Origin of the sequence: Deinococcus sp. QL22, assembly GCF_023370075.1 — a bacterium.
GTDB lineage: Bacteria > Deinococcota > Deinococci > Deinococcales > Deinococcaceae > Deinococcus.
Map to the genome: position 1 here is coordinate 192,055 of NZ_CP097150.1, position 24,854 is coordinate 216,908.

Below are 24,854 nucleotides of genomic sequence, written 5' to 3' on the forward strand. Positions count from 1 at the left end.
TGCTTCGGCCTCGTTCGGTACTGCTTCGTAGATTGGGAGAGCCAGACGGGCCAGGGAAGCAAACAGTTTCATCAAGCTAAACCATTGGTAACATATATCACTTTATTTTCGAGTACTGAACTTGCATCACGATGAAGTAGCGCCGACTCACCCCGGCTGACTGTTAATAAAGAGGGGGGAGGGGCTGGATACCCCTAGCGGCTCGCTTTGAGCGTCAACCAAATTTTTCGCGTCCAACACGAGCTTCACTGAGGGTTTCAAGGCTCATCCTCTTTGCCTTGTCTTTCCTTGCGCAGGATTGTAATCACCCTTTGATCTCTTGAAAGATATATTAAGTCATGTTCAATTACTCAATGTGGAGTTGGAGTAGGGCGTTGGAGATATGTGGTGAATTGGGGATCACCAGGTGAACGGATTTGATCCAATCCATCATGGTCCAGCAGTCTGGAAATTGCAGGGGCTGAAGTTCGGCATTGGGGAACTTGCTGTAGCAAAAGTCTTTAAGGGCTGGGACGCGGAGAGACTCGCTACAACACTTGGCCTCAACGTGGTGGACGTGCAGAAGATCCTCACTCCACCCATGAGGTCTGCCCTAGTGTCCAGTCCTCGTCCGCTGGGTCGTCACACCCGTGATCTGAACACATCCGATAAAACAATGTAGAGCTGTTGCCTTCACTGGACTCACAGCAGGGGTGATCTGAGGATCAGGTTACCCCTGCCCTCCTCATTCCCAGACCCGAAGTCAGGCAACACCACCTCTACAAGCGCAAGCCTCTGGTCAACTGTCTTGACGTTTGTGTTCGCAACGCTTCTGTCATGCGCCGCCGCATACGATGCATCAATGTTGCCTTTCGCCCTCCAGACCCACAGGCCTTCCTGGCACGAGCAACAGTTTCGTCGTCAGGCGCTGATGGCGATTGTAGGCTTGTCGCTGGCGACGTCAATCTTCGGGCTGACGGTAGGCTTTCCACTGGGCTGGACACCTGGGGTCAAAACCGGGCTGGCCCTGCTGATTGTCAAGAACGTGGCCTTCCTGCTGTGGCTCCGCACTGTTCCGGGACACTACGCGCTCGTGGGGGCTCTGCACCTCCTGGTGCTGGCCGTCACCGGCATCTATAAGTTCGCTCAGGAGACTGTGGTGGAGCAGATGGTCAATGGGCTGGGCACCTATTCGTACTGGCTGCCGCTCACCTATGTGGTGGCCTTTCTGGTGTTCCGCAGCCACGTGGCGATTGCCACGTCAGTTGGGATTTTTGCGGCCCTGACGATGATTACCTTGCTGTATCTGCTGGACGGCTCCGCTCTGACCGGGGCGCAACAGGCCCATTCAGCGCTGCTGGTGCAGGTGCTGCTGATGCACCTGACCTTGATCAGCTTTTTTGTGTTGTTTGGCGTCTTGCAACGCGGATACATCGGCGCCCTCGCCGAGGCGCAGAGTGAGGCGCGCGCGGGCTATCTGGACAGCCTCACCGGTGTGCCCAATCGTCGGCAGCTCACGCTGTGGCTGAGCGAGCGGACGCGCTCTACCGGGACCAGTGAGGCGCTGAGCATTATTCTTTTTGACCTTGACCGCTTTAAGCATATCAATGACACCCACGGCCACGATTACGGCGATGAGGTGTTGCGGCGTACCACCCAGGCGGTCGGCACCAGTCTGCGGCGCGGGACGTTGTTCGGCCGTTGGGGCGGTGAAGAATTTCTGGTGATCCTGCCGGGGACGGCCACTGCTGAGGCGCAGGGCGTGGCCGAGCGGCTTCGTCAGGCGGTGGCCGCCATGCAGTACGACCGTCCTATTCACATGACGGTGAGCCTGGGCGTCGCGCAGGCCCAGCTGGGCGAGCGGCCCGAAACGCTGCTCAAGCGGGCGGATGACGCGCTGTACGCTGCCAAACACGCCGGGCGCAATCAGGTGCACGCGGCCTGAACTGGCCGCAAGTCAGACAGAGGGCAGGGGTAGCCACTGACCACGTTTGGAACGCTTGTCGTGACTGTGCTGCCGTAACCAGATCGGGGAGGCTGACCCACTGTGACCGGCCTAAAGCGCTCGCGCCAGCGGTTCCCAATCACCATCACTCAGCATGCCGAACGTGGTGTCTCACCGCTTTCCCTACACCTGTGCGCCAATCGTGTCGTGATTGATTCCTGCCGAGTTGAGCAAGACATCAAGCCCAGGGAGCAGTCGGTCTGCGAGGCAAATGTACCGGACTCGCTGACGTCTCCTGACGTTTCAGTCTGACAAACCACGGCTGCGATGGCGAGCCTTCCTCTCGACTTCACCCCGTCCAGTTTTTGGGGGCACGCCAAGTTGACCTGACACCCACCGAGAGTCCACCACCTCACACAACCTTCAGAGCTACACGTCGCTGCTTGGCAGTGTGAAGTGAAAGGTTGTCCCCTCGCCTTCAACGGAAGTCACCCAAGTCCGCCCCCCATGCTCTTCGACAATTTTGCGGACAATGGCTAGACCCAGACCCGATCCCGCGTACTCTATGGTGCCGTGCACCTGTTGAAACAAGCCAAAGACCGTTTCAAAGTGCTCAGGGGCAATCCCAATGCCGTTGTCCCTCACTTGAAAATGCACCCAGACCCCATCCGACCTAGCAGAGATGTCCACTTCAGGCGTTCGGCCCGGCGGTTGAAATTTGATGGCATTGCCCACCAGATTCTGCAATACCTGCTGCAACTGGGTGCCGTCTCCCTGCACCGCTGGTAAGGGCCCCACAATCAGCCGCGCACTTTTCTCCTGGAAGGTGGCGCTCAGGTTGTCGGCGACTCGCTGCATGAGTTGTTCCGGATCCAAGGTCGTGATGGTGCGGTGCCGTCCAACGCGGGAGTAGGCCAACAGATCGTCAATCAATGCGTCCATGCGTGCGGCGGCCTCCACAGTGAAGGCGATGTACTTGTTGCCCTTCTCGTCCAGCTGCCCTGCGTACCGCCGCTCCAGCAACTGCAGAAAACTCGTGATGGTACGAAGGGGCGCTTTCAGGTCGTGTGAGGCGACCGCTGCGAAATGTTCGAGATCCGCATTGCTGCGCTGAAGTTCGGCGTTCACCCGGCGGATCTCTTGCTCCGCCAACCGCCGCTCAGTCACGTCCTGCATGGCGACCACAGCGCCCACTTTTTCGCCGGTTGCACTGTACATGGGGTTGCCGTTCGCGTTGACCCAACGTCTCGCTCCCTGTGCCGGTGCAATCACCATCGCTTGGTCACGAACCTGCTGGCCCTGAAATGCCCGAACCAGAGGGATTTCCTCGGTGGGTAGAGGCGTAACCCCATCGTCCCGGTAAAGACTGTAATGCGCGGCCCAGTCGACTGCAGGCAGCGCCGCTTCCGGTGGCAGGCCGTGGAATTGACGCGTTACATCGTTAAAGACCGACAGTTGACCCTGTGCGTCACAGGCCACGATTCCTTCGGTAAGACTCTCCAGCAACGTGCGCAGGAAACCGCGCTCCTGTTCCAGTTCAGTGGTGCGCTGCCCGATTCTGACTTCGAGGTCTGCATTCAGCCGAAGCAGTTCAGCTTCAGCCTGCTTAAGGGCGGTGATGTCAGACATGGTGACCACCAGGTAGGCCACCGCTCCATCCTCTTGGTGGACGGCTGAGACGCTGGAGTTCGACCAGACCACCGACCCATCTGGTCGGAGGTAGCGCTTCTCCACGGTCACCGCCTCCACCTCACCCTTGAGCAGGCGCTGAATGGCGCGTGCCGTGAGTTGTCGGTCATCGGGATGCGTGACGCCTTCGATATGCCCCCCGATCAGAGCCTCACGGCTATATCCCAGGAATGCCGTCCCAGCGGGGTTGATGTCCAGGCATATCCCCTCAGGCGTCAGTCGACTCACGCCCACAACCGCATGCTCAACCAGCGCCTGATAGCGGGCTTCGCGGTCACGAAGCTGCTGCTCGGCGTCGCGGCGCTCTGTGATGTCCTCGTGCACTCCGATCCATTCGTTGACTGAACCGCCCCCGGTTTGCACGGGGGTCGCGCGCGCCTGCATGAACCGGTAGGCGCCGTCCGAGCGGCGCACCCGGCATTCCACCTGGTAAGGGCGCTGCAGTTCAGCCGCCTGACGCCAGGCTTGGCGGGTGTGCTCCTGGTCGTCAGGATGAACAGCTTCGAGCCAACCCCACCCCAGCGCTTCTTGCTCCGTCTGCCCAGTGAACCGTTGCCAATCAGCTTGCGGCGTCACAAATTCGCCGGTGGGGGCGCACGTCCAGACCATCTGCGAAGTCGCTTCCACCAATGACCGGAAACGCAGCTCGCTCAGCCGAGCGCTCCGGTAGAGTTGGGCATTCTGAAACGCCACGGCTGCCTGAGCTGCGAGGCTGACGGCCAACTGTTCAGACTGCTCGCCAAACACGCCCGCGTGCTCGTGCCCGAAGAAAAAACCACCTATGACCTGGCCATTGGACGCCACGACGGGCACGGCCAGGTAACTGCGTACAGGCAGATGTCCGGCGGGCATACCGTGATAAGGCGCATTGTGCGCGTACCGGGCATCTTGGGTGATGTCATCTGAGCGCACGACGCGTTCATTGCGGAATGTGGGTCCGAACACCTGCGTCATGCGCGGGAGCGGGTATTGGGCGAACGCTTCTCTCGGGGCGCCCGACAGCGTGTACAGCGTCATCGGCTCACCCTGATGGGTGTTGATGGTGTAAAAGAACGCCCCAAACTGCGCCCCAGTCAGTTCCACTCCCGCGTCGGTGACCGCTTGAACCACCTTCTCCAAATCGAGTTCCGCCGAGATGGTGTGCTGGATGCGGTTGAGCGTCTCCAGCGCATGCGACTCCCGCTGCAGATCCAGCTGGCCGCGGCGGGGAGCTGAAATAAGGGTGACCAACCAGACGCCCGCTGTTCCCGGCAGACATGTCACTTGCGCTTGAAAAGTAAGGGGGACAGATTCACCCTCAGCGGGAAGAGTGAGTTGCAGGTGCAACGGGATCCCGGTGTGTAAACTGGTGTCCCACCCAGAGAGGGCTGAGTCCAGTCGATCAGGGCTCAGGAACCGCGCTACAGGCTGATTGAGCAGGCCAGGTACAGACTCGGGAAAAGAGGCGCTGAAGGCCGTGTTGACCGCCTGGACGTGCCCTTGCGGGTCAAGGAGCCAGGCTAGGCAGGGCAACATGTTCAGCAGGGAGAGGTACTCAGGCTCAAGCCATGATGGGCCTGAAGTGAGGGTGGTCATGAACCCAGTATCTCAGACTCCCTCAGGGGACGGTAGGGGCAGGTTTCGCTCCGTCATCCCTGATCCAACGAGCTGGCTACATTCTGCGGCCTGCTTTGTTTGTTAAAGTGCTTCTCGGCGCAAGCCATCCTTCGGGGCGGGGTGAAACTCCCCACCGGCGGTAATCATGACCAGGCCGCCCGGTATGGCAGCCCGCTGCAGCGGCACGACCGGTTGCCCACCAAAGCGTGGCCATGGGTCTTGCGGGCGGACGTAGCAGCGGGGCACTTCCCCGCTGTTGCCCCAGGAGCCGCTCCCACCCTGACCAACAAACCCAGCGTTCTGATCGACCGCGCCACCCGCGGCTCCGACGGCTGGAACGACGCCTCCCTCCAGTACCGGGAACCCTTCGAGGACGGACTGACCCTCAACTCCTACGAGGAGAACATCGGAACCGACATCCTGCGCCAGCAGGCGGTTCACTACCATCAGGGCAGTGCCTTACGGTAAGTTCTGCACCCTTAAGGGGCGTTGACCCCCCTGCTTTGCGTTGAATTCACGTTCTGATTCGTCTTGTTGCCATCAGGAAGGAGGGTCTGGCCTTTGACCTGCCAAGCAGCTTGAGACCTCATCGACAGGGCAGTGCTTGAAAATCGGTGATGGCGTTCTCAACGCTGAGCTCGCACTTAAAACGGGTCAATCCGGTGTCCTCTAGGCTGAAACCTCTGGTTTTGAGTGCGGCATGGAGATTTTCAGTGTGCCAGCGCTGTGAACAGCGCAGCAAATTCCTTCTGGCGTACCCTTGATACGCCAAATACAGCATCTCCCTGCTTGGCCTTGGCCCGGTCTATAGACCCCTGAACCAGTTCACGGTGGTGTCGATCACCTGGTTGCTCTCGCTCTTGTCGTCCGTCAGGACGTGGTAGATGTGGTCCGCCCCGTCGATCAGGACCAGATTGCGAACCTTGCCTCCCAAGTTGTACAGGAAGTACGGCGCATTCCCCGACAGCGGATCGGCGGTGCCGTAAACGAGCATCGTGTTGCCCCTGAACTTCCCGATATCGCCTTCCAGATCCTGGGCCTGAATGCTGCCGTAAAACGCTTTGCCCAGTTTGATCTTGGTAAAACCAAGATCGACGTCCACCACGCCTTCTTTCTCCGCCGTGGCCCTGGATCCGGACTCAATGTCCGCCAGGCTGCGGCTGCTGGTACTGGACCACAGCGCCAGCGATTTCACCGGGTTGGCCGCATTGGCCGCAAGCTTGATGGCGACGCCGCCGCCCATGCTGAAGCCCAGTAGGCCCAGGCGTGCAGCGTCCACTTCGGGGCGGCCCTTCAGATACTCGAAAGCCGCCTGAGCGTCCGACACCTGGTTGGTAAACGTCATCTGCTCAAAGGGAATCTTGCTGGCCCCGCTGCCCTGGAAGTCGATCCTGAGCGAGGCCACGCCCTGGGCGGCCAGCTGAGCGGCTAAGTTCTTGTACATGTCGCCCACCTCGTCCTTCTGGCTGGCGAAACCGTGCAGGAGCAGCACCGCAGGGGCCTTGCCGCTCGGCTGGGCTGGGAGGGACATCGTGCCGGGGATATGGCCCGCAATAGTCACGCTGGACTCAATGGCCAATCCACTCGACGCCAGAACGAAGGGCAGCAACCATCCGAGTTTTTTCATGGCCCCAGTGTAAACGGGGTGAACTGAGACTTCGTCCAAAAATCTGCGCCAAGCATTCAGCTGACTCTATGAGCTATGGATCGCAGTGGAGGGTTGCATCCATGAGGTGGTGTGGAAGGGCGATATACCGGGCACGTCGCCCTGCTGCGACCAACTTCTCCTCGCCGCGAGGCGGCGCTCTTCGGCGAGGGAGAGGGACTCTCGAGGGAGGTGGAGGAAACCTCTCGCTGAGGTCAGCCCAGCGTGTCGAATTTGAATTCACCGTGCTCGTCACGCACGAAAAAGGCACCCCACTCTGTGTTGACGGTGTCAGCATAGTAGTGCAACTCGATCTCCTCCCGCGTGATGTCGACGAACGCCAGAAATTCTTCATAACTCGGACCGGTCAGCATTGCCCTGGCCGCGGCATCAAGTTCCACGATCCTGGACAGCACATCCTCTGCCGTTTGCAAGATGTCTGGCGCGACTGCGCCGCCGGGAGCGTCCAGATAAATGTCGAAATCGACGTGCTCCGTCTTGATTGAGGCAAGCGCTTCTTGATACGCGACCGAACTGGGATGGGCCTGCGCGCTGCGCTTCACGCTCAGGCCCGCCTCACGATACATACGGAGGTAGTCAGCCGAGGTCTGCGGATAGCTTGACAACTGATAGGTGGTCGTGATCCCGTCCTCCGTTTTGGTTCAGTTGCAAAGAATCTGGTTTCAGGTGCAAATAGCGTGATCCGTAACATTAACGGCTATACGCGGAGCACGCTCCAGCGGAGTCAATGCACAGATACACTGTCCAATTTTTGGGGCACTTCAGCTTCCACGATGCCAGCATTTATTGGAGCTGTTGAAAAAGGGTACCTCTTGACCACTCCCGGATGCCTTCGGGCAGAGAGGGAAAGAGGGTGGGCTGTCCACGACGTGCACGCCGCAGGTACTGCTCCAGCGAGGCGTGATGGCGTTGGCTGCGCAATACCAGCAGATTGTCAGGACTGTTGTTGAGTGAATTGCCGTCAATGTGATGCACTACTTCTGCAGAATCAAGCGGACGCCCCAGCAATTCAGCCGCTACGGCACGGTGGAATAGGGTTGAGCGGCGCTGCTCCGAATTCCATATGGTGGCGTACTTCTTGCGCATCGGGGGCTCCTTCGCATGAATAGAGGATGCTCTGAGAGTTCGTCTACAAGACCGCCCTTACGGTCCCCTCTCCCCTCTTGGGAGCGTCAACTTCGCCTAATCTAAGGAAATGACCTTTCTGACTTGGGTGACAACTACTCCAAGCTGCCCATCAAGAATAGCAGCTGTTTGGAATTTTGCACAGCTGAAATTTTATAATTTCATCTTTTTAGCCAGTCGCTCAAGAGTTCGTTGATCAGCTCGCTCACTTCTTTCCGCTCGTCCAGCAGGCGCTTGCGGGTGTCGAGGTAGGTCTGTCCATGGAGCAGCACGGTGACTTGTTGGTAGTCTGGATTGGACCGTTTACCTGGGGGTCGTCCCACACGGCGGGGTGGTTCACTGACAGCTGGAGGAGTGCCAGAGGGAGTGGCCCGTTCCGTCGGAAGCTCTTCTCCCTCCTGTGCGCGGCGCTCCCGCATGGTTTTGAGGCCAGAGAACTTGCTCCCCGTCACGCACGAACTCCGATGGCCGCGACAATTTCTTGGGCAGCCCGCTCATAATCCAGCCAAGCCACTTTGGCCGCGCGTGAGCCTTTGAGGGCGTAGACCGGAACGCCCCCCGCACTGGCATGCCGGAAGGCCGAGGTCTGGCGAATAGAGGCGCGCATGACCGGGAGCTCTTCAGATTCCAACAGGCTGCGGGCCTCTTCGCCTTCTTTGGAAGGCGAAGGCGGCACGAGGGTCAACAGGATTCGGTATTGACCTCCCAGAGTTTGCAGGGCTTCAGTGGTTTGCAGCAGGGCATCCAAGCTCATGGCCTCGGGATTGGTCGGCAACACCAACAGGTCGCAGCCCCCCACCAGGTCTTTGAGCTCGTCCGTGTTGGGACGTGCGCCGGTGTCAATCACGATGTGTTCGAACTGCCGGGAATATTTCATCGCTTGTGCTTCGGGGATGACGGTGAAGGGCAATCCGTCATGAGAGGCCCAGAGCGACGCGCTTCGGTTGGCGTCGCCATCGACCAACATGGTGGGAGCCAAACCTTGAAGGTAAGCAGCCAAGTGCACTGCGGTAGTGGTTTTGCCGACCCCGCCCTTAAATCCAGCCACGGTAATAATCATTCTTTCGATTCTAAGCCCAGCCGCACAGACAGCTGTGCCTAACTTTAAAAGTACGAACTGACAGAATTTTGTAATTATGAAATTCCATCAGTTCATACCGACATTCTTTGGCACTAATCCACTGTCCAATCAAATGTGGAGAGACTGGAACAGGTACAAGATCAAGCCAGAATTGGATGGGGTCACCGAGGTCACCCAAGGATCCGATGGTCCTCACTTGGTCGAAGTGCGCCGCGCTTAGGCCTGAGCCGGCACGTGGTGACGGGTGTACCTTTGTATCAGGGCCACCACGTCATGGGTCCTGCTCAGGTCCCTATAACTCACCGTCAACATCAGGTCATAGGGTCCTTTGCACGTCGCGAGGATGGTCCCGTTCTCATCAGGGCCTTCTGTGATGTCGGTGATCTCGGCCCAGGGCACGACGCCCAGCCCTTTGATGTCCAGCCCAGCTGGTCCGATGAGCACGGGGACGTCAAGGCTGGAAAATGCTCGCGGAATGCCCTGTCTACGGCGTCGAGTTCGTCTGATCCAGGACCACAGGACCCCCACCAGGACCGAGGTCCCAAGCCCCAGCACGAACGTCAACAGGAGGCCACCAAGAAAGAGAGCTGTGCCCACTGAGTCCAGTGGTGCGTCGGGGTCCCCTATCACGAGCAACAAGCTGACCATCGCCGTCACCATGCCAGTCCCGAGGGCAACAGTCAGAAGACGCGTGTCGTCTCGACTGCCCTGAACCACGGTCATATGCACGGCCAAGGAGGCGTCAGGAGAAGGCGGGGCGCTCATGCCTGACACTGTATGTCCCGGCGTTGCTCAGCGTGACTTAAAATGGGATGCCCTTGATCGAGCCGAAGGGAGAGCTGGGCTGGAGTGACAAAGCGCACTGGACACAGAACTAGGGTCTGTAGGCCAAGGGGCAGGGATACGCCTCCGTCTTTGGGTTGCGTTTGGATCATCAGCTGTGTCAGCTGTCAAACCAGAACACCATTCGCAAATCGTGGGGATCGTCCACGAACGCTTGAAGCTGCGTCAAACCTTCGGTCACAAACCTCGTGTCTGCAACTGCATCACGGTAGGTCACCATCTCCGGCCGAGCCTCTCGTGCGTCTTGATCAGCAATGGGCTCCAAGCGCACGAGAGGCGGATCCCAATCAAACGTCAACAGCTCGTGCAGGGAAAGCCACGATGGACTGTGCACCTCTGGATAGTGCTGTGCTGCCCGCCAAGCATCGCGAACTTCATCACTCACGTCGTCTGGGATCCCACGGCACGGGGAGATCGGGCGCACATTCATTCGGTTCCGCACACCACCCAGGATCGCAAAGAGATCGTAATCGCGACCGATAAACAGCGGCAAGCGCCAGTAGGCTTCTTCCTGTTCCGGAGTGGCCGTGTCCCAGTCCAGATCTGGGAGCACCTGAATTCTTTTCCAGCCGTCGTCTTTTCGAACCTCAAAATGCTCGTGTAGATCACAACCCATGGCGTTGACGATGACAGACTTCGGCCGAATTTTTCAGGCTACTGAAGGTGCAGTCAAGCTCTCCACATCTCAGAGCCACAAGAGGATCGCCGCCACTTGGAGCCATGCTTGATAACTCCGGGCCCGTTTGTCATAACGAGTCGCGATCCTGCGAAAGTGTTTGAAGCGGTTGACCAGGCGCTCCACTTTGTTCCGCTCTTTGTAGACAGCAGGATCGAAGCACAGATCAGAACCCTGGTCTTTACGCCTGGGAATCGTGACTCGAATGCCACGGCTGTGCAGATACTTCCGAACAGTGGTGTAGCTGTAGCCTTGATCGCCCACGATGCGATCAGGACGAATCCGCGGGCGGCCCCGTCCGGCGCGTACCACAGCACCTTCTCCAGCAGAGGTTGTAGGTATTTGGATTCATGCCGTTCTCCACCACTCAGGACGAACGCCATGGGCTTTCCGTGCCCTTCTGCACGTAGATGGATCTTGGTGCTGAAGCCACCCCGGGATCTTCCCAGAGCTTCTTCGGCTTGGCCTCCACGTGCGCCTGCAGCACATGGATGTGCTCGAACTACAGTGCCATCGACAAAATGCATTGACCAGTCAAGCTGACCTTTCCGGTCAGCCTGGCGTTGCAATTCGGCCCAGACCTGCTGCCAAAGGCCTTTGGCAGTCCAGCGACGGAACCGACTGGCGATCGTGGTCCATTTGCCGAAGCGCTCTGGGACGTCGCGCCACGGCGCACCTGTTCTGAGGACCCAGAGGATGCCACTGACGATGGGTCGATGCTCTAAATAAGGACGTCCCAGACCGAAGCGGGCTGGGAGGAGGGGTTCCAGACGTTGCCACTGTTCATCCGTGATTTCTTCGCGCCACAGCACGAAAAGATACGCTCATTCCCTCAAATTTCAACCCTTGGCCTACAGACCCTAGTACTACAGTTGCAGTTAGCGGGAGGAGAGCCAGCGTTGTTGACGTTGGCGATGACACCGTTGGGCTCGTGCCTGGTGGCGTCGTCGCCACCCCGACCACTCCCAGATCCGCAGGTTGAGCTGGTGCTGCGGGAGAACCAAGCGCAACAGACGGCGCACCTCAGGAACCGTCAATGGAATCAACTCCGGGTCGTTGACTGACCCCCCTTTTTTTCGTGGGCGGTGACCACGGTCAGGAAAGCGTGGGCCAACAGGGCTAGCGTGATATGTCGGTACCAGCCCACCCACGAGCGCACTTCATAGTGATCCAACCCCACCTCACCCTTGGCCATCTCAAAGGCCACTTCTATCGCCCACCGTGATCCAGCGGCCTGCACGACCTCTGGCAAGGTCGTGCTTGAGGGTGCGAAGGCCAGGTAATACGCGAGGTCTGTGGGGTCTTTGAGCGAGCGACGAACCAGCACCCAACGCTCGAATCCAGCTGGCAGGATCGGCCCGAGTCCCGCCGACACGGCGGGACCCATCAATTCGGTGACACTGACCCAAGCCCACTCAAAGAGGCGGTCTCCCTTGCTCCCGGAACCGGCACTCCAGGTCTGCCACTGATCCGGCTCAAACTGCTGGGCGACGTCAGCCACCTGGTTTGCTTGGGACCAGACTGGTCCCAAGTCCACACATGACAATTTGACGCCACCGCCAAGACATATGGTTGCTGACGCTGTTCGAGGAAGCTACGGACGTTGGAAGCCGAATACACCGCGTCGCCAGTGACCCAGGCGGCGTGTACGCCGCCTGTAAAAGCCCGCTCAAGCATGGCGAGCGCGAGTTGTGGCTTGGTCGCGGCCCCAACAGTCTCAGGAATCTGAGCCGCTGCACACCGGGCAGGATCATCCACCCAGCTTTTGGGCAAAAAGAGCTCGCGGTCGATCAGGGCAGTGCCATGAGGCGTGGCGTAGGCGAGGAAGACCCCAATTTGACAGTTTTCAACTCGCCCCGCAGTGCCGCTGTACTGCCGTTGGACACCAGCGGATTGCGTGCCCTTCTTGAGAAAGCCGGTTTCATCGAGGATCAGCACCGCTTCGGGGGTCTGAAGGTGTTCGAGGACGTACTCGCGGAGGTCGTCACGAACGACCTCCGCATCCCACTGCGCCGTGGACAACAAGCGTTGCACGCCGAAGGGCGTGCGCTCACCGATCTGCTCGGCGATCTGCCAGCCGTTCTTGCGCTCAACAGGGCTGAGGAGAGCCTGCAAGTATGCGAAGGCCCGCTGACGTTGTTCACTGCGGGTAAAACGGGACGCAATCCGTTGGTGGAGCACCTTCAAGTCAGCCGACCAGTGATGGGGTTGAGACAGAGGGGAAGAGCTCGACATGCCTCATGCTAACGCTCTTAACTGCAACTGTAGTACTAGGAGCGAGATCAAGGACTGTCTCGACATGTCGATCCTTGAAGCACTCAGAGCAGTTGAAGGCAATTGCACACACGCCCCATTGCGCTGAACTCAATCGTCGTAGTCAGCCGAATTTTCTGGCAGAGCGTCAGATGCGCTCTCCTGCTGGAGCTGATAGGCCAGCACATCTTCGCGGTGCAGCAGCAGCAGCTCGCCGACTTGACGAGAGGGGAGAGTGCCAATTTCCCCCAGCCTCATGACTTCAGTGGGGGGAAGGCGGAGCAGTGCGGCCGCTTCGTGGAGTTCAATCTCGTCTTCAGGGGGAAGGGAAATGGATTGACCGGTCTTCAACCGGTAGACCAGGTCTTTGAGCAGCTCAGCGAGGTGCACGGAGATCACTCCAGTGCAGTGGGGGAGAGGGAGGGTCTGGGCACGGGTGAACCTCCTGTTATTGAGGATACAAAATCAGGGGGAGGCAGAGGTATGGGCTCTACCCAGAGTTAATGTATGTTATCTATGGGGTATGACCTTACAGCTGTACCAGGGTTCTGCACTCAACCGGGCTAAGGGGTGGAATGACCTGTTGCCGGAAGAACGGAGACGCCGGGCTGTTGAAGCGGCCAGAGACCAGGATGCCGAAGCCTTGTGGACCTTGACCGAGGCTTACTTGACCCTGCACGGCGCCAGCGGAACATCGACCAGTCCCAAAACCTTGAAGGCGTACCGCTGGGCAGTCGTCAAATTTTTGACCTATGCGGGTGATCAGGCTGTGAATTTGTTACGGGCGACTTCCAGCGATGGCGTGCGCTTTGTTCGGACGGTAGAAGCTGAAGGGCTCAGTCCGTCCAGTACCCGCGTGCAACTGGCCGGAGTTCGCTTGCTGTACGCGGCGCTTCGCTGGGCGGAGGCCACCCAGGCCGCTCCCTTCAGTGACGTCAAACCAGTCCGAGACAAAACGGCGGCGTGGGACAAACGGCAACCCTACACCGATGCAGAAGTGCAGGCCCTGGCGGAAGGGGGAGACGCCCGCATGCGGGCGCTGGTGCTCCTCTGTGCCCACGGGGGACTTCGGATCAGTGAAGCCTTGGCTCTGACCTGGAACGACATTCAGCTGGATGCCCGCGAGTTGCGGGTGTTGTTTGGCAAAGGCGGCAAACAACGCCGGGTGGTTTTCGGAGAAACCCTGCGAACAGCTTTGTTGGCACTCGAGAAGGAAGGTCAGGTCGTGGGCGGCAGCTATCCAGCCGCCGTCGAACGGTTGCAGCGCCTATGCACCCGGACTGGGGTGCCGTACCGGGGGCATCACGCGCTGAGACACGCCGCTGGCACGCGCTTGATGCGCGAGGGGGCCAGCCTCGACGATGTGGCAAGGCATCTGGGACACTCGGCGCTGGAAACGGCCCGCATCTATGCCAAGTGGAGTGACGAAAGTTTGCGGCGACGAATCAGTAACTGGTAAGACGAGTGAAGCGTTTTCGACTGATACCCGGCCTGCAAGCCAGCCGCGTGGGTACTCCTCGGAAAGCTGGCCAAGACGCTGACTGTCAACGGCCCAGGTTTGAATCCATATTCGCGATGCCAGCAACGTTCCACTTCACGGAAATTGGGGCGTCACCGTGTGGCTACGGGATCAAGCCAAACCTGGGCCCTCTCGATAGGGCGTCCATACAGACTGCATCAACCAGGCCAAAAGCGATCAGAACAAGAACTCAGAGACTCAGCACGCAGCCTGTCGATGCGCGAGTCCTGCGGTACTCCGGCAGGAGGTTGAACCGTATGGAACAACAAGAAGTGCTTCCTGGTCACAGGAATCAGGGGCTTCATTCATGTTGGACAAAATTGTCAGACACTGCATGCCCCGTCCACAAGTCCAGTGCCGAGGTGTTGACCCCCAGAGTCGCAAGCATGAGCCAGCCAGGGTCTGACTCGCTGGCAAGCCAGACAGCGCGGCGCCAGAAAAGGTGATGGGTCATTTCCTTGGCTACCAAGTGTCCCGGCTGTGTTCAGCTCTGGTGTTGATCTGGGGCAATCAAGAGATGACAAAGAAGGCAAACGCTACAAGGAGAAGGGACAGCAGGATGACGGCGGTCTACAGGCCAGTCTTGCGGTGTCGCGCATCTAACTGTTGCACGGTTTGGCGCGCTAGCGCCGCGTCCACCAAGGTGATGTCCCCTCTGGTCTGAACAGGAGCTGGACTTGCCTTGACTACTTTCAACATCACTTCGGCCATGCTGTAGATCTCCAGCACTGGATCGGTACGTTGTCCCAAGAAGATCAAGATGCCAACAGCAATACTCTGCACGTAGTTCTCGGCCATTTAGATGTTGGTTGTGCTTGCGTACTGGAGATCTTTTTGCTCAAGAATCAACAGAATATCCACAGGAAGACTCAGACGATACTGTAGGGGGGTTGTGGATTCTTTCTTGACCTTGAATGAACAACTGTCCCCTGACTTCTCTATCGATGAGGTTTGCAGTGTGCTTGAACAGCTGGAGCACGCGAGCTTGGGGACTGATCCTCAGGCACAGCAGCTTTTCAGTACCCTGAAGGGTGTCGCTCACTTGGTCTTGCAGCCTGATGACGAACGGTCTCCGTTCAGGGGAGGGTGGCACCCTCGTCCGGAGGGTGGTGTCCAGCAGGGGCCGTCCAGTTCCGAAGAATATCAATGGCTCCGTTCTGCTGTGGATCAAATTCGTCATGCTGGCCTCCGGGCCCGAATTGCTGATTTGCTGTGGCTCCTGACACATGAGGCGTTGTTCCCCCGCAAGGCGATTGACGCGTACATGCAGTACGCCCAAGATCGCGACGACACAGGGATCAATGCTTCTCCACATGACGTCACTGATGGTTTGCGGCGGGCGGCTATTCTGGCCCGGCAACTTGGCAAAAAGAATCCTCAACTGGATCAAGTGTTGCGCGCGGTTGAGGAGGGGCTTGAGCGTCACCGCAATGACGATCAATACGGTTGGTACAGCCACGCCCTTTTCAAGGTCATGATCAGATTTAAGCGTGGAGACCCTGCTGTACTGGCCGAACAGGCCGCTGCTTTTGCCCGTCGCTGCGAAGAGCTCGGAAACTGGCCCATGGCCCGAACACATTGGGACAACGTGGCTACGTTTCATCATCTCTCCAAGCACTCAGAACAGGCCCAACAAGCAAAGCTTGCCGCTGCCGAGGCGTTCACCAAATCCGCGCGCAGTTTTATTCGGCCTGGATCCCCCCCTTTTTTAGCGGTGAAGGAACTCAAGCAAGCCGTACAGGCCCTCCGGCAGGCCAGGGCAACCCCTAAGCGGATTCAAGACGTTCTTCAAGAAATACGCGTCCTGCAGAGTACAGAAGGCGAATTCATGCAGACGTTCTCTACTGAGATCCCGAGCGATGTCGTGGTAACGCAGCAGCAGTCAGGCCGGGCGCAGGTTACAGGGCTCATGCTGCCGAGTGCTCTGCAACAGCTGGGGCGCCTGGCAGTTCTTCCTTCTCTCTCCGAATTGAAGCGCGCTGCTCAAGATACCCTTCAGTCCACTGTGTTTCACCGGCTTGCCACGACGAACCTCACTGATCAGGCTGGACGGTTGCAGGAGACGCTGAGTACTCAGGAGGAGTATTTAACGTACCAGATCAACCAGCAAGCAGCGATGGCCCGGTTGCTGTCCGTAATAGCTATTGATGCGGCGGTAGCACAACTTCACCATGACCATACCATTGGTCTGCATGACCTCGCTTTTATCGTCACCGGTAATGCCCGGATTCCTGTAGGGCATGAGGACAGTGTCCAGCGTGGGCTTTGGTACGGCTTAGAAGGCGACTTCCTTGCAGCAATTCCCATCTTGCTGCCCCAGTTGGAAGCTGGGTTACGGCACCTGGTCAATACAAGCGGCGTCGTTACCTCAGGGCTAGATCATGCTGAAGTACAGCAAGAACACACTCTGAACGCCCTCCTGACAGAGGAAAAGTACACCTCTGTGTTCAATCAGGCACTCGGTGAATTGTTTGTTTTTGACCTGCGGTTTCTGCTCGTAGAGAAGGTTGGAGAAAATCTGCGGAATGTCAGTGCCCATGGGCTCGCGCTGGATGGGCAGTTGAACGGAACTTCGGGACGATACACGTGGGCAGTGTTGCTGCGCTTTTTTATGGATGGATTGCTCTGAAAGACTCTTGCCGTGGTCCTGGCAGTCAATCCTAAGGCCAGTAGATCCAATCAGGTCAATACAACTGCGCCACTCAAATGCAAGCAATAATTCAACGAATGCCCTTTCGCCGAACAAACGAAACCCTTCAGCTTCAATGAATGCTCGATCCGCAACTCAACCTTTCCACCGCTGCCCTGAAGGTCTCACGGTTGCCCGTGTCATCGGGCGCGACCCTATATAGGGGTTGGGCTGGGTAAACCCGTGGACGACCTCCAATATTTCGACTTCACTTGCTATCTATGAAATGCATGGTTCTGCAGGTATGTCCCCCCAGATGGAACAGAAGCAGCAACAACCCAAACCTTTCATAGTATTTCTTTTTGGTGGGCGAGTCGCTCGACATATTTAAGATTTGACAGTTGCTGCTTAAAATCTTCATAACTCTGCACAGGAATCAACGGCTCAGAAGCTAAACGATGTTCACGACGAATTCCAGCAATCACCTTCTTTATTTGATCCCCGTGTTCTGACTCGCCTGCTGTAGCTTCTATGTCTTTAAGAACGATTTTGGCACGATCTCGAGTAGTAGAATCCGGATAATCACGTAAAAAGCTATCTATAATTCTATGCAGTCTGTTATCTCTCCTCTTATCTTCCTCGTCAGTTATCGTCTGACGCAGGAGATCAGCCAGATGCGAGATCAGGGAGCTGAAGTTTGCTTCAAAGTCTGGCATGCCATCTGGTCGACGGCCTGGGGTCTGGATTCCTATAAGCTTAATTACCTCTTTTGCAAATCCGACCTTTTCTAGAGATGTCCCAAAACTTTCCTTAAAGCTTCGAGAAAGTCCATCGAAAAGTGAGTTTTTATTCGCCGCGATCGACTCTTTTACGGACTTTTCCGTAAGATCATTTGCGACTTCTTGACTCAAGCCTAGAAAGTTCACGGCATAAGCCCGTGCAGCCGAAACAGCTATTTTGATTGGAATCAAGTCTTCTATATCTCTAACGACCACACCCTCTGTTGGCCTGAACGCTTCAGAAGACGAGGCCCACGCTCCGAGCATCAGAACGTAATCATTTGATACCAGAGGTTTTCGATACGCTCCTCCTCTCTGAATCTGCTTTTGGGCATCTTCGCCAGCAGCATCGGAGTCCAGAAGGACGGCGCAAGGGGGTTTAATCTCGTCTTGACCGCGTGCTAGGTAGAGCATGTAGGGAATAGTCGAAGCAGAACCGGCCGGTACTATAGTGATCTCATTTAGATTGATCAATTCTGATTCTGGTTTGCCGAGGTTGCGCAGATAATTGGAGATTCCAGCAAGATAGATTTGGTCTGATAGCCCTTCAACAAATAAGTTTGCGCCTCCGATAAAAGCTGTCTCAGCCACAAAAGCTCCTATAGAAGAACGTAGGGGCTCATAGCGGTTACGAGTGGCATCCTTCACCAGCCGGGTTCCTTCTTCCGATTTGCCTTTGTCGAGTACCCGTATTCGGTGAGCAGCATTACGATTGATAAGAAAAGGAGAATGTGTCACATAGACTACCTGTTTTTCGGTTTTGTCAGGCTCTTGATCAATGTAATTTTCTAAAACCCTTAATAGATCTTGTTGACCGACAGCCGAAAGGTAGGTATCCGGCTCATCCATAAGAAGAATCTCATGCCTACCTGTTTCACGCTCATGTGCACGAAGCTGTACAAAGTAACTCAGAAAATACCTAAGTCCAGTGCTTCGTTCATTGAAAGAATAGTCCGTCCCAGTGCGGTCTCTGATGGTGAAGACCAATTCGTGTTCACGAGGAGAGACCCTTAAACTAAATTCTGAATCTTGTTTCCACCATCTTGAAAGATTAAGGTGGCGCGCCAAAGAATCGTTAATCTTTTGAACAAGTCCATTGACATGCCCCTCAAACCCACCTTGAATGGCTTCTGACAAGTCATCAAAAGTTGACGGTGCAATCTTCGCAATTTTAATAAGAAGAAGTTTACTTAAAGCGTTTTGTGTGGCATTTTTAGACGTTTTAGAGGTATCTATAGAATCAGTAGCCAGTGTCGACAAAAGATTGGGGGTAATTCTTTGTAAATCCTCGGGAGTTCGAATATTTTTGAGCAGCTCAAATAGTCGATTGCGCTGGGAGCGGGCGAACGTGGAGCCACTTGCTGATAATTCAGCAATTGAGACAGAGTCGGGAAGGGCAACGTCAGTGATTAAACGGAAAGGGATGGGCAGTAACGATAAAATCCTCTCGACAGCTAATACATCCAACTCTTTGTAGTCACCCTGAGAACCTACTGCTCTCCAATTGGTTTCGTCTACTCTCCACAGCATTAGATTTCCATCAGTTCTGAGAGGAATAGAAAACTCCTTGAGTAAAGGTTTCTCGGCTGTGGAAACCTCAAAAAGACCGGCAAAATCTGGGAGGCGACGAAACCCCTCTTCAACGGAAAATAATGTGGAATAGCGGCAAAAATCACGCATCTGATATGGTTTCTTAGATAAGAAAATTTCGACTGCGTCAAGTAGATGGCTTTTGCCGGACTCGTTAGATCCTACAATGGCGGTAATGTCATTCTCAAATTGAATTGGAATAAATGGGAACCACTGTCCATCAATAGTCTCCCAGTCTTGTGGCTTCGATGTGGGTATGGCCTTCTTCTCGTAATCAAAGTTGAACGATTTGTAGTGGCGTATGTAGATCTTTACGAGTTTCATCAATCTCCCTATGTCTGTTTCAAGATTAGAAGTTTTAAAGATAACTCGAGCTAATACACAAAAATCTCTTGCATTTTCTTACCGTGCAAGGGTTGAAGCACCATATCTCAATCGCCACCACACGTGTCCCATCTGTAATCTAACAAGGTTTTTATATTATGCTACTATAGAATAAACAAATACAACTTATATTCCGCTCCCCATAGCCCATGATTCTTCATGTGTCACTAGATCGTCTATTCTTAGGCATCACGAGACTTTTAAACAAATTTTGTAGAAATCTACCCGTTCACTATAACGTGAATCAACCATGCACAAGAAGGCAATTGCAGCTCTAGGAGAATGGAGTGCGTTACCAGCAGCACCTCCTGAAATCAACAGAAGTTCAGTCGGGCCACTCGCCGAGGCCGTGCTTCGCCAAGACTTCCTGGCGGGCACGCCGGGTTTCATTGCACAGCATCACACTCAATCGAAGGGCGTCGAGTTCCCGGTGTGCGCCACGCAGGTACCACACCTCACTCTCGTAGCCATGCCCCTCAATTCTCAGGATCACGAAGTGAGGGTGCCGCTCACCCCGGTATTCCGCCACGGGCAATACCCGGTACGGGGCCGTAAATCTGTCCCACAGGTAGAAAAACGCTCCTCCGGCATCCGCCCCCTCTGCCCGCGAGGCCCGGTAGGCCTCGAGAACTTCCCGCATCACCACTTGTGGTTCAGTCCCAGTGGACACTCATGCCTCCGGTGTGGACGTCCAGTGGCGTGCGGCACACGGGGCAACGGCCCTCAAACGGCTCCCACTGGTGCTCGCGGTCTTCAGGACAACGCAGGCGCAACTGTTTCCAACGCATTGGCAGCCCCTCGCCCGGATGATCGCCAGAGTGCGGTTCCAGCCAGGGCACGTCGTAGAGTTCCTGACAGTCCAGGCAGCTGATGGTCAGACTGTAGGCCCGGCGCATCCCGGAATCTGGTCCGCCGGACACGACCGCCTGATAGCCGCACTCTGGGCAATTGTGTTCTTTGCAAAAGCCCATCAGTCTTCGGTTCCAAACAGGCTCACTTGCCGCGTGCCCTGCGCCCGCTCCAGCTTCTGCGTTTCTAGGGTGCGGATGGCTTCCTCAACGCTGCTGGTCTCGGGGATGGCAGTGCTGATGCCAGGGGGCCGTCCACGCCGCTTGGGCTCTGTCCTGCCTTCACCTACTGCTTTGGCCACCTTGCCGCCCCCTTTGGCCTTCGGGCTTGCTCCCCGCTGTGCCCAGATGCGTTCCAATAGCACGCTGGCTGGTTCATCGTTGGGGTCTTGGGGCACGAGTTCGCCCCGAAACGCTTTGTCCAGCAGCGCAGGCGTCAGACGGTTGAAGGACTGGAGTGCAGAAGCATAGCGTGCTTCTAAGCGGTCTGCGAAAGCAAAGAGGGCTTCCACGCGGCGCACGATTTCGGCTTGTTCGGGGAGAGAGGGCAGGGGAATTTCAAATGCCTTCAAACTACTGAGTGACACTGTAGGTTGGGCGGTTCCGGTGGCCATTTCCTCACCCTGTTTTCTGATCTCTGGGCTAGCAAGAAAATAGTACAAACATTTGCCAGATATTTTTGAAAAGTTGGGTTTTATGATGGCAATGTGCCTCTGAAACACAAATGGTTGATCTGTGTTAACAATGGCGGGGATACAAATGCTACCCGTAACTGAAAACAAGATGTCCCCTAATTTGGCAACCCGAGTGGCCTTCAAAGCCGCCAAATAGCTTGGAGGCACAAAACGGGTTGATTTCTCAAGCCTGAGAGTGGCGTCATTGATTGCTGAAATTGTAATAAATGGAATTCCGCTGGTTGCTTGAGGAGGCGCTTGATGGTCGCCATCAGTAATGGAATGAGCCAGAGAATTCAGTAGGGTTGCCTCCCACTCCGCATCTCCGCCCCCTCGCCACTCCCGTGTCAATTCTCCACTCACCGCCGCACTCAAGACCGACTGCCTGAACCGCTTAATCAGCTTCGGCACCCGCTCCAGGCGTTCCCGACCTGCATCTACGCGAGAGAGCAGGGTATCGAGCTTATCTGCAATTCGGAGTTGCTCGGGGAGGGGGGGAAGTGGGATTTGAAATCCTTCTATTTTTTCTTTGGTCAACGCTTGACGTGTTGCGCCTGCTTCAGACTCAGTGATGAGGTTCTGCATACTGGGCGACGCCAGAAAGCGGTTGAGATAGCTTGGATTCAAACATTCGGATGTACGAACAATAGCAACGTGCTGATTGACTCTCGCGCCGTGCATCTTTTCTGGAGCGGTGGTCACGCGTCCTATAGAGGCTCCGGTGATATTTAACAGCACATCGTTGGATCTCACTTCTACTGAGCTTAATTTTTCGGCTTGGGCGTCATCAAGGTATGCAAGGCCATCATTCTTGAAGCCCTCGAATCTGATGTTCATAGAGCGAATCAGCGGCACCCCTTGAGGCTTATATGCTTCACTTCCTCCCTTAGGAGTGGATCCACTGCCGATTTTAGTTGTCAATTGTGCAAGCCTTTCACTGATCCACCCTTCCGGCAACCCTTCTTCATTTCCACCCTCAATCCTCAAATCAAGTTCCATCTTCTGTTCAATCGTCACGGGCAAGGCCTTCCTTTTTGGTTTGGTCATACATCTGCGTGGGCCTGTTCCAGTGCATAAAACTCGTCCAATTTGGCCTGAAGTAGAGCTTTGTCAGGCAATTGAGTCAAGTAACGGGCCACCAATGCAGGCGAGGCACTACGAGACAGGGCGTATTCCACCACCTGCGCGTCGGCACTCCGGCACAGCAGCACGCCGATACTGGGATTCTAGTGCGTCAGGCGGTGATCTCGGTCCAGCGCTTCGAGGTAAAAATCGAGCTGGCCCATCATGGCCGGAGCAAAGGCCGTGATCTTCAGCTCGAACGCCACCAGCGCTTGCAGGCGGCGGTGATACATCAGCAGATCGACAAAGAAATCTTGCTGCCCCACCTGCAGGCGGCACTGCTCGCCCACAAAGGTAAAATCAGGGCCGAGTTCCAGCAGAAAGTCTTTCAGATGCACCACCAGCCCGCGTTGCAAGTCCTGTTCACTGTGGCCGCCGGGCAGATTCAGGAAGTCGAGCAGGTAGGTGTCTTTAAAGACCTCGGCGGCGCGGGGGTGCTGAGCCACCAAGGCCGGACTCAGCGGCGCGGGCTGGGTCAGCGCACGTTCGTACAGACCGCCGCCGATCTGGCGCTCCAGTTCACGCACACTCCAGCGCCCGGCGTTGGCCGCTTGCAGGTAATATTCGCGCTCCTGGTCGCTGGTACACCGGCTCATAATGGTGATGTTGTGCGACCAGCTCAATTCTCTCAACAGCGTCGAGAGTTTTGGATTGGGGCTGTAGACCGCGTAAAACTGCCGCATCCGCCACAGGTTCGGCGTTGAAAAGCCCCGTAAGTCGGGATGCTCGGCCCTCAGCCAGTCGGCCAATTGTTGCACCGTACCCCGGCCCCAGCCGTCCACCGCAATCTTCTCATTCAGGTACTTTCCAATCTGCCAATACAGGTCAATCAGCTCGCGGTTGACGCTCCTCAGCGCCCGGCCCTGTGCCTGCTGGATCAAGGTCAATACCGGACGAAAGTCTGGCTGATCCAGTTCAGTCATTCCGCCACCCCAGCGGCTTCCAACACCTCTTCACTTTCGCCCAACTCCAACAAGATGGCCCGCATTTCTTCCAGAGCAGCGTCCAGTTCTATGATCACGCTGGCGGCCACTACGGCAGGCTCAGGCAACTCGCCCTGCTCGGCGCTGTCGTCCTTGAGCCAAGAGATATCCAGGCTGTCGCCGCGTTCAGCAATCTGGTCGCGGGTGTATTTGCGGAAGCGCCCTGGTTCACCAGTGTCTATGCGGGCAGCTAAGGCCTCTGAGCCCACTTTGGGATCAGGGCCAAACGCCGCCTCGAAATCCGCAAAGTAGTCACGGGTAAACGGCGTGCGCTTGCCGAACTGGGGCATGTTGGCCCGCATGTCATAGACCCAGACTTCCTGCGTATTGCCTTTGTCTTCCTCTCCACGGGTAAAGAACAAGACGTTGGTCTTTACCCCCTGCGCGTAGAAGATGCCTGTGGGGAGCCGCAGAATGGTGTGCAGGCGGCACTTCTCCATCAGGTCAGCGCGGATCTGTTTGCCGATACCACTCTCAAACAGCACATTGTCGGGCAGCACGACAGCCGCGCGCCCTCCAGGCTCCAGGGCCCGGTAAATGTGTTGTAGAAAGGCAAACTGCTTGTTGCTGGTCGGAAAAACGAAGTCGGTGCGCGTGGGCATGCCGCCCCCTTTCTTGGTACCGAAGGGGGGGTTGGACAGCATCAACGTGGGGGCTGTGGCCGCGATCTTTTCGCCTTCTGCGCCCAGGGTATCGCCCAGCCGGATGCCCGCACCATTCGGATCGTAATCGAGGTTGTGGAGCATCAGGTTCATGAGCGCGAGCCGGTGGGTGTCCTGCACCAGTTCCATGCCGTAAAAGGTGCCGCGTCTGTACTTGCGCTGCTGCTCCTCAGTCCAATTTGCTCGGTCGCCATGCTCGCGGATGTACCGATTGGCTTCGATCAGGAATCCCCCAGTTCCTGCCGCGGGATCCTGAATCACGTCGTCCAGGGTGGGCTGCATCAGGGCAACAATGCTTCCGATCAGTGGGCGGGGCGTAAAGTACTGGCCTGCACCGCTTTTCTTCTCACCGGCGTTCTTTTCCAGCAGGCCTTCGTACAAGTCACCGAGGCTCTCCTTATCCGTGCTGTACCAGTTGAGGTTGTCCATGGCGGTTACCAGGGTGTTCAGCGTGGTGGGCTTGCGGATCACGGTGGCTGCGTCGGCGTAGATCTCCTGCACGATGCCGCCCGCTTCGGTGCCCAGGTGCAGCAGCAGTTTCTTGTAGAACGTGAGTTGCGAGACCCCACTCAGTATTTTGAGGGCGTTCCAGCGGTAGCCTTCGGGCAACTGCTCTTCTGTCTCGGTTTCCTCCGCCATTTTCAGGAAGAGGAGGTAGGTAAGTTCCGTGACGTATTGGTGGTACGTCACGCCGTCGTCGCGGAGGACGTCGCACAAGCTCCAGAGCTTCTGGACGATGTCACGGGTGGTCGGGGTCTGCGTCATTCCCCCTATTTTGCGCGATGAACCGCTGCAGCGGCGCGCGGCAGGC

Annotated in this window: 20 protein-coding genes and 3 pseudogenes; 4 read left to right on the forward strand and 19 right to left on the reverse strand. The window is 56.6% G+C overall.

All coding sequences use genetic code 11. The annotated features are described in order from the left end of the window. The first annotated feature begins 841 nt into the window (after positions 1-841). On the forward strand, positions 842-1,924 hold the full coding sequence (locus M1R55_RS16960) for a diguanylate cyclase (RefSeq protein WP_249394730.1): 1,083 nt from the start codon (positions 842-844) through the stop codon (positions 1,922-1,924). A gap of 429 nt (positions 1,925-2,353) precedes the next feature. On the opposite strand, the gene M1R55_RS16965 is transcribed toward M1R55_RS16960, so the two are convergent. Beyond that, positions 2,354-4,876, reverse strand: a complete 2,523-nt coding sequence (locus tag M1R55_RS16965; protein WP_249394731.1) for a PAS domain S-box protein — start codon at positions 4,874-4,876, stop codon at positions 2,354-2,356. Positions 4,877-5,329: 453 nt separating this feature from the next. Here M1R55_RS16965 and M1R55_RS16970 point away from each other — a divergent pair, with 453 nt between their 5' ends. Next, positions 5,330-5,677 (forward strand): hypothetical protein, encoded by a 348-nt coding sequence (locus M1R55_RS16970; RefSeq protein ID WP_249394732.1) that lies wholly within the window; start codon positions 5,330-5,332, stop codon positions 5,675-5,677. A gap of 181 nt (positions 5,678-5,858) precedes the next feature. Here M1R55_RS16970 and M1R55_RS16975 read toward each other — a convergent pair. From M1R55_RS16975 to M1R55_RS17025, 11 genes and pseudogenes are all read right to left on the reverse strand, one after another. After that, positions 5,859-5,993, reverse strand: a pseudogene (locus M1R55_RS16975) (IS4 family transposase); the annotation flags it as partial. Positions 5,994-6,014: 21 nt separating this feature from the next. After that, the gene (locus tag M1R55_RS16980; protein WP_249394733.1) at positions 6,015-6,836 is read right to left on the reverse strand and encodes a S9 family peptidase; all 822 of its coding nucleotides are present in this window, start codon (positions 6,834-6,836) and stop codon (positions 6,015-6,017) included. Positions 6,837-7,069: 233 nt separating this feature from the next. Further along, positions 7,070-7,417, reverse strand: a complete 348-nt coding sequence (locus M1R55_RS16985; RefSeq protein ID WP_249394734.1) for a hypothetical protein — start codon at positions 7,415-7,417, stop codon at positions 7,070-7,072. A 241-nt stretch (positions 7,418-7,658) separates the two neighbouring features. Then, positions 7,659-7,961, reverse strand: a complete 303-nt coding sequence (locus tag M1R55_RS16990) for an HNH endonuclease (RefSeq protein WP_249394735.1) — start codon at positions 7,959-7,961, stop codon at positions 7,659-7,661. A 200-nt stretch (positions 7,962-8,161) separates the two neighbouring features. Then, on the reverse strand, positions 8,162-8,452 hold the full coding sequence (locus M1R55_RS16995; protein WP_249394736.1) for a hypothetical protein: 291 nt from the start codon (positions 8,450-8,452) through the stop codon (positions 8,162-8,164). After that, complete coding sequence (locus tag M1R55_RS17000) at positions 8,449-9,060, reverse strand: ParA family protein (RefSeq protein ID WP_249394737.1); 612 nt, start codon at positions 9,058-9,060, stop codon at positions 8,449-8,451. The genes M1R55_RS16995 and M1R55_RS17000 overlap by 4 nt, the downstream gene beginning before the upstream one ends. 237 nt (positions 9,061-9,297) lie before the next feature. Then, positions 9,298-9,846 (reverse strand): hypothetical protein, encoded by a 549-nt coding sequence (locus M1R55_RS17005; protein WP_249394738.1) that lies wholly within the window; start codon positions 9,844-9,846, stop codon positions 9,298-9,300. 178 nt (positions 9,847-10,024) lie between these two features. After that, positions 10,025-10,540, reverse strand: coding sequence for a hypothetical protein (locus M1R55_RS17010; protein ID WP_249393617.1), 516 nt, complete (start codon positions 10,538-10,540; stop codon positions 10,025-10,027). Positions 10,541-10,609: 69 nt separating this feature from the next. Next, positions 10,610-11,409 (reverse strand): IS5 family transposase gene (locus M1R55_RS17015; RefSeq protein ID WP_371827187.1). Its coding sequence is split into 2 segments (ribosomal slippage): positions 10,610-10,914 and positions 10,914-11,409, totalling 801 coding nucleotides; the frame shifts between segments, so codons are not numbered across the junction. A gap of 233 nt (positions 11,410-11,642) precedes the next feature. Next, positions 11,643-12,835, reverse strand: a pseudogene (locus M1R55_RS17020) (IS701 family transposase). A 129-nt stretch (positions 12,836-12,964) separates the two neighbouring features. After that, a complete protein-coding gene (locus tag M1R55_RS17025) occupies positions 12,965-13,243 on the reverse strand; it encodes a helix-turn-helix domain-containing protein (protein ID WP_249394739.1) in 279 nt (92 codons plus the stop codon). A gap of 133 nt (positions 13,244-13,376) precedes the next feature. Here M1R55_RS17025 and M1R55_RS17030 point away from each other — a divergent pair, with 133 nt between their 5' ends. Further along, complete coding sequence (locus tag M1R55_RS17030; protein WP_249394740.1) at positions 13,377-14,312, forward strand: tyrosine-type recombinase/integrase; 936 nt, start codon at positions 13,377-13,379, stop codon at positions 14,310-14,312. A 630-nt stretch (positions 14,313-14,942) separates the two neighbouring features. Here the strand turns inward: M1R55_RS17030 and M1R55_RS17035 are convergent. Beyond that, positions 14,943-15,170 carry a hypothetical protein gene (locus M1R55_RS17035; RefSeq protein ID WP_249394741.1) on the reverse strand — a complete coding sequence of 76 codons (228 nt, stop codon included), beginning with the start codon at positions 15,168-15,170 and terminating at the stop codon, positions 14,943-14,945. Between the two features lie 106 nt (positions 15,171-15,276). Between M1R55_RS17035 and M1R55_RS17040 the strand changes: the two genes are divergently transcribed. After that, on the forward strand, positions 15,277-17,001 hold the full coding sequence (locus M1R55_RS17040) for a DUF4209 domain-containing protein (RefSeq protein WP_249394742.1): 1,725 nt from the start codon (positions 15,277-15,279) through the stop codon (positions 16,999-17,001). 347 nt (positions 17,002-17,348) lie between these two features. Here the strand turns inward: M1R55_RS17040 and M1R55_RS17045 are convergent, their stop codons facing one another. From M1R55_RS17045 to M1R55_RS17070, 6 genes and pseudogenes are all read right to left on the reverse strand, one after another. Next, positions 17,349-19,694 carry an AAA family ATPase gene (locus M1R55_RS17045; protein ID WP_249394743.1) on the reverse strand — a complete coding sequence of 782 codons (2,346 nt, stop codon included), beginning with the start codon at positions 19,692-19,694 and terminating at the stop codon, positions 17,349-17,351. Between the two features lie 385 nt (positions 19,695-20,079). Further along, the gene (locus M1R55_RS17050) at positions 20,080-20,424 is read right to left on the reverse strand and encodes a hypothetical protein (protein WP_249394744.1); all 345 of its coding nucleotides are present in this window, start codon (positions 20,422-20,424) and stop codon (positions 20,080-20,082) included. Beyond that, positions 20,408-20,674, reverse strand: a complete 267-nt coding sequence (locus tag M1R55_RS17055) for a hypothetical protein (RefSeq protein ID WP_249394745.1) — start codon at positions 20,672-20,674, stop codon at positions 20,408-20,410. Before M1R55_RS17055 ends, M1R55_RS17050 begins: the two co-directional genes overlap by 17 nt. Before the next feature lie 50 nt (positions 20,675-20,724). Further along, positions 20,725-22,323, reverse strand: coding sequence for a restriction endonuclease subunit S (locus M1R55_RS17060; protein WP_249394746.1), 1,599 nt, complete (start codon positions 22,321-22,323; stop codon positions 20,725-20,727). Then, positions 22,320-23,321: pseudogene (locus M1R55_RS17065) on the reverse strand (YhcG family protein). The gene M1R55_RS17060 and the pseudogene M1R55_RS17065 overlap by 4 nt, the downstream one beginning before the upstream one ends. Continuing rightward, the gene (locus M1R55_RS17070) at positions 23,318-24,808 is read right to left on the reverse strand and encodes an N-6 DNA methylase (protein ID WP_249394747.1); all 1,491 of its coding nucleotides are present in this window, start codon (positions 24,806-24,808) and stop codon (positions 23,318-23,320) included. The pseudogene M1R55_RS17065 and the gene M1R55_RS17070 overlap by 4 nt, the downstream one beginning before the upstream one ends. Positions 24,809-24,854 lie beyond the last annotated feature (46 nt).

Bases quoted from the DNA above. Each gene is read 5' to 3' on its own strand.
- M1R55_RS16990 (WP_249394735.1), bottom strand. From the start codon at position 7,961: ATGCGCAAGAAGTACGCCACCATATGGAATTCGGAGCAGCGCCGCTCA.
- M1R55_RS17010 (WP_249393617.1), bottom strand. From the start codon at position 10,540: ATGGGTTGTGATCTACACGAGCATTTTGAGGTTCGAAAAGACGACGGC.
- M1R55_RS17035 (WP_249394741.1), bottom strand. From the start codon at position 15,170: ATGGCCGAGAACTACGTGCAGAGTATTGCTGTTGGCATCTTGATCTTC.
- M1R55_RS16980 (WP_249394733.1), bottom strand. From the start codon at position 6,836: ATGAAAAAACTCGGATGGTTGCTGCCCTTCGTTCTGGCGTCGAGTGGA.
- M1R55_RS17030 (WP_249394740.1), top strand. From the start codon at position 13,377: ATGACCTTACAGCTGTACCAGGGTTCTGCACTCAACCGGGCTAAGGGG.
- M1R55_RS17005 (WP_249394738.1), bottom strand. From the start codon at position 9,846: ATGAGCGCCCCGCCTTCTCCTGACGCCTCCTTGGCCGTGCATATGACC.
- M1R55_RS17000 (WP_249394737.1), bottom strand. From the start codon at position 9,060: ATGATTATTACCGTGGCTGGATTTAAGGGCGGGGTCGGCAAAACCACT.
- M1R55_RS17060 (WP_249394746.1), bottom strand. From the start codon at position 22,323: ATGACCAAACCAAAAAGGAAGGCCTTGCCCGTGACGATTGAACAGAAG.
- M1R55_RS16960 (WP_249394730.1), top strand. From the start codon at position 842: ATGTTGCCTTTCGCCCTCCAGACCCACAGGCCTTCCTGGCACGAGCAA.
- M1R55_RS17070 (WP_249394747.1), bottom strand. From the start codon at position 24,808: ATGACGCAGACCCCGACCACCCGTGACATCGTCCAGAAGCTCTGGAGC.
- M1R55_RS17045 (WP_249394743.1), bottom strand. From the start codon at position 19,694: ATGAAACTCGTAAAGATCTACATACGCCACTACAAATCGTTCAACTTT.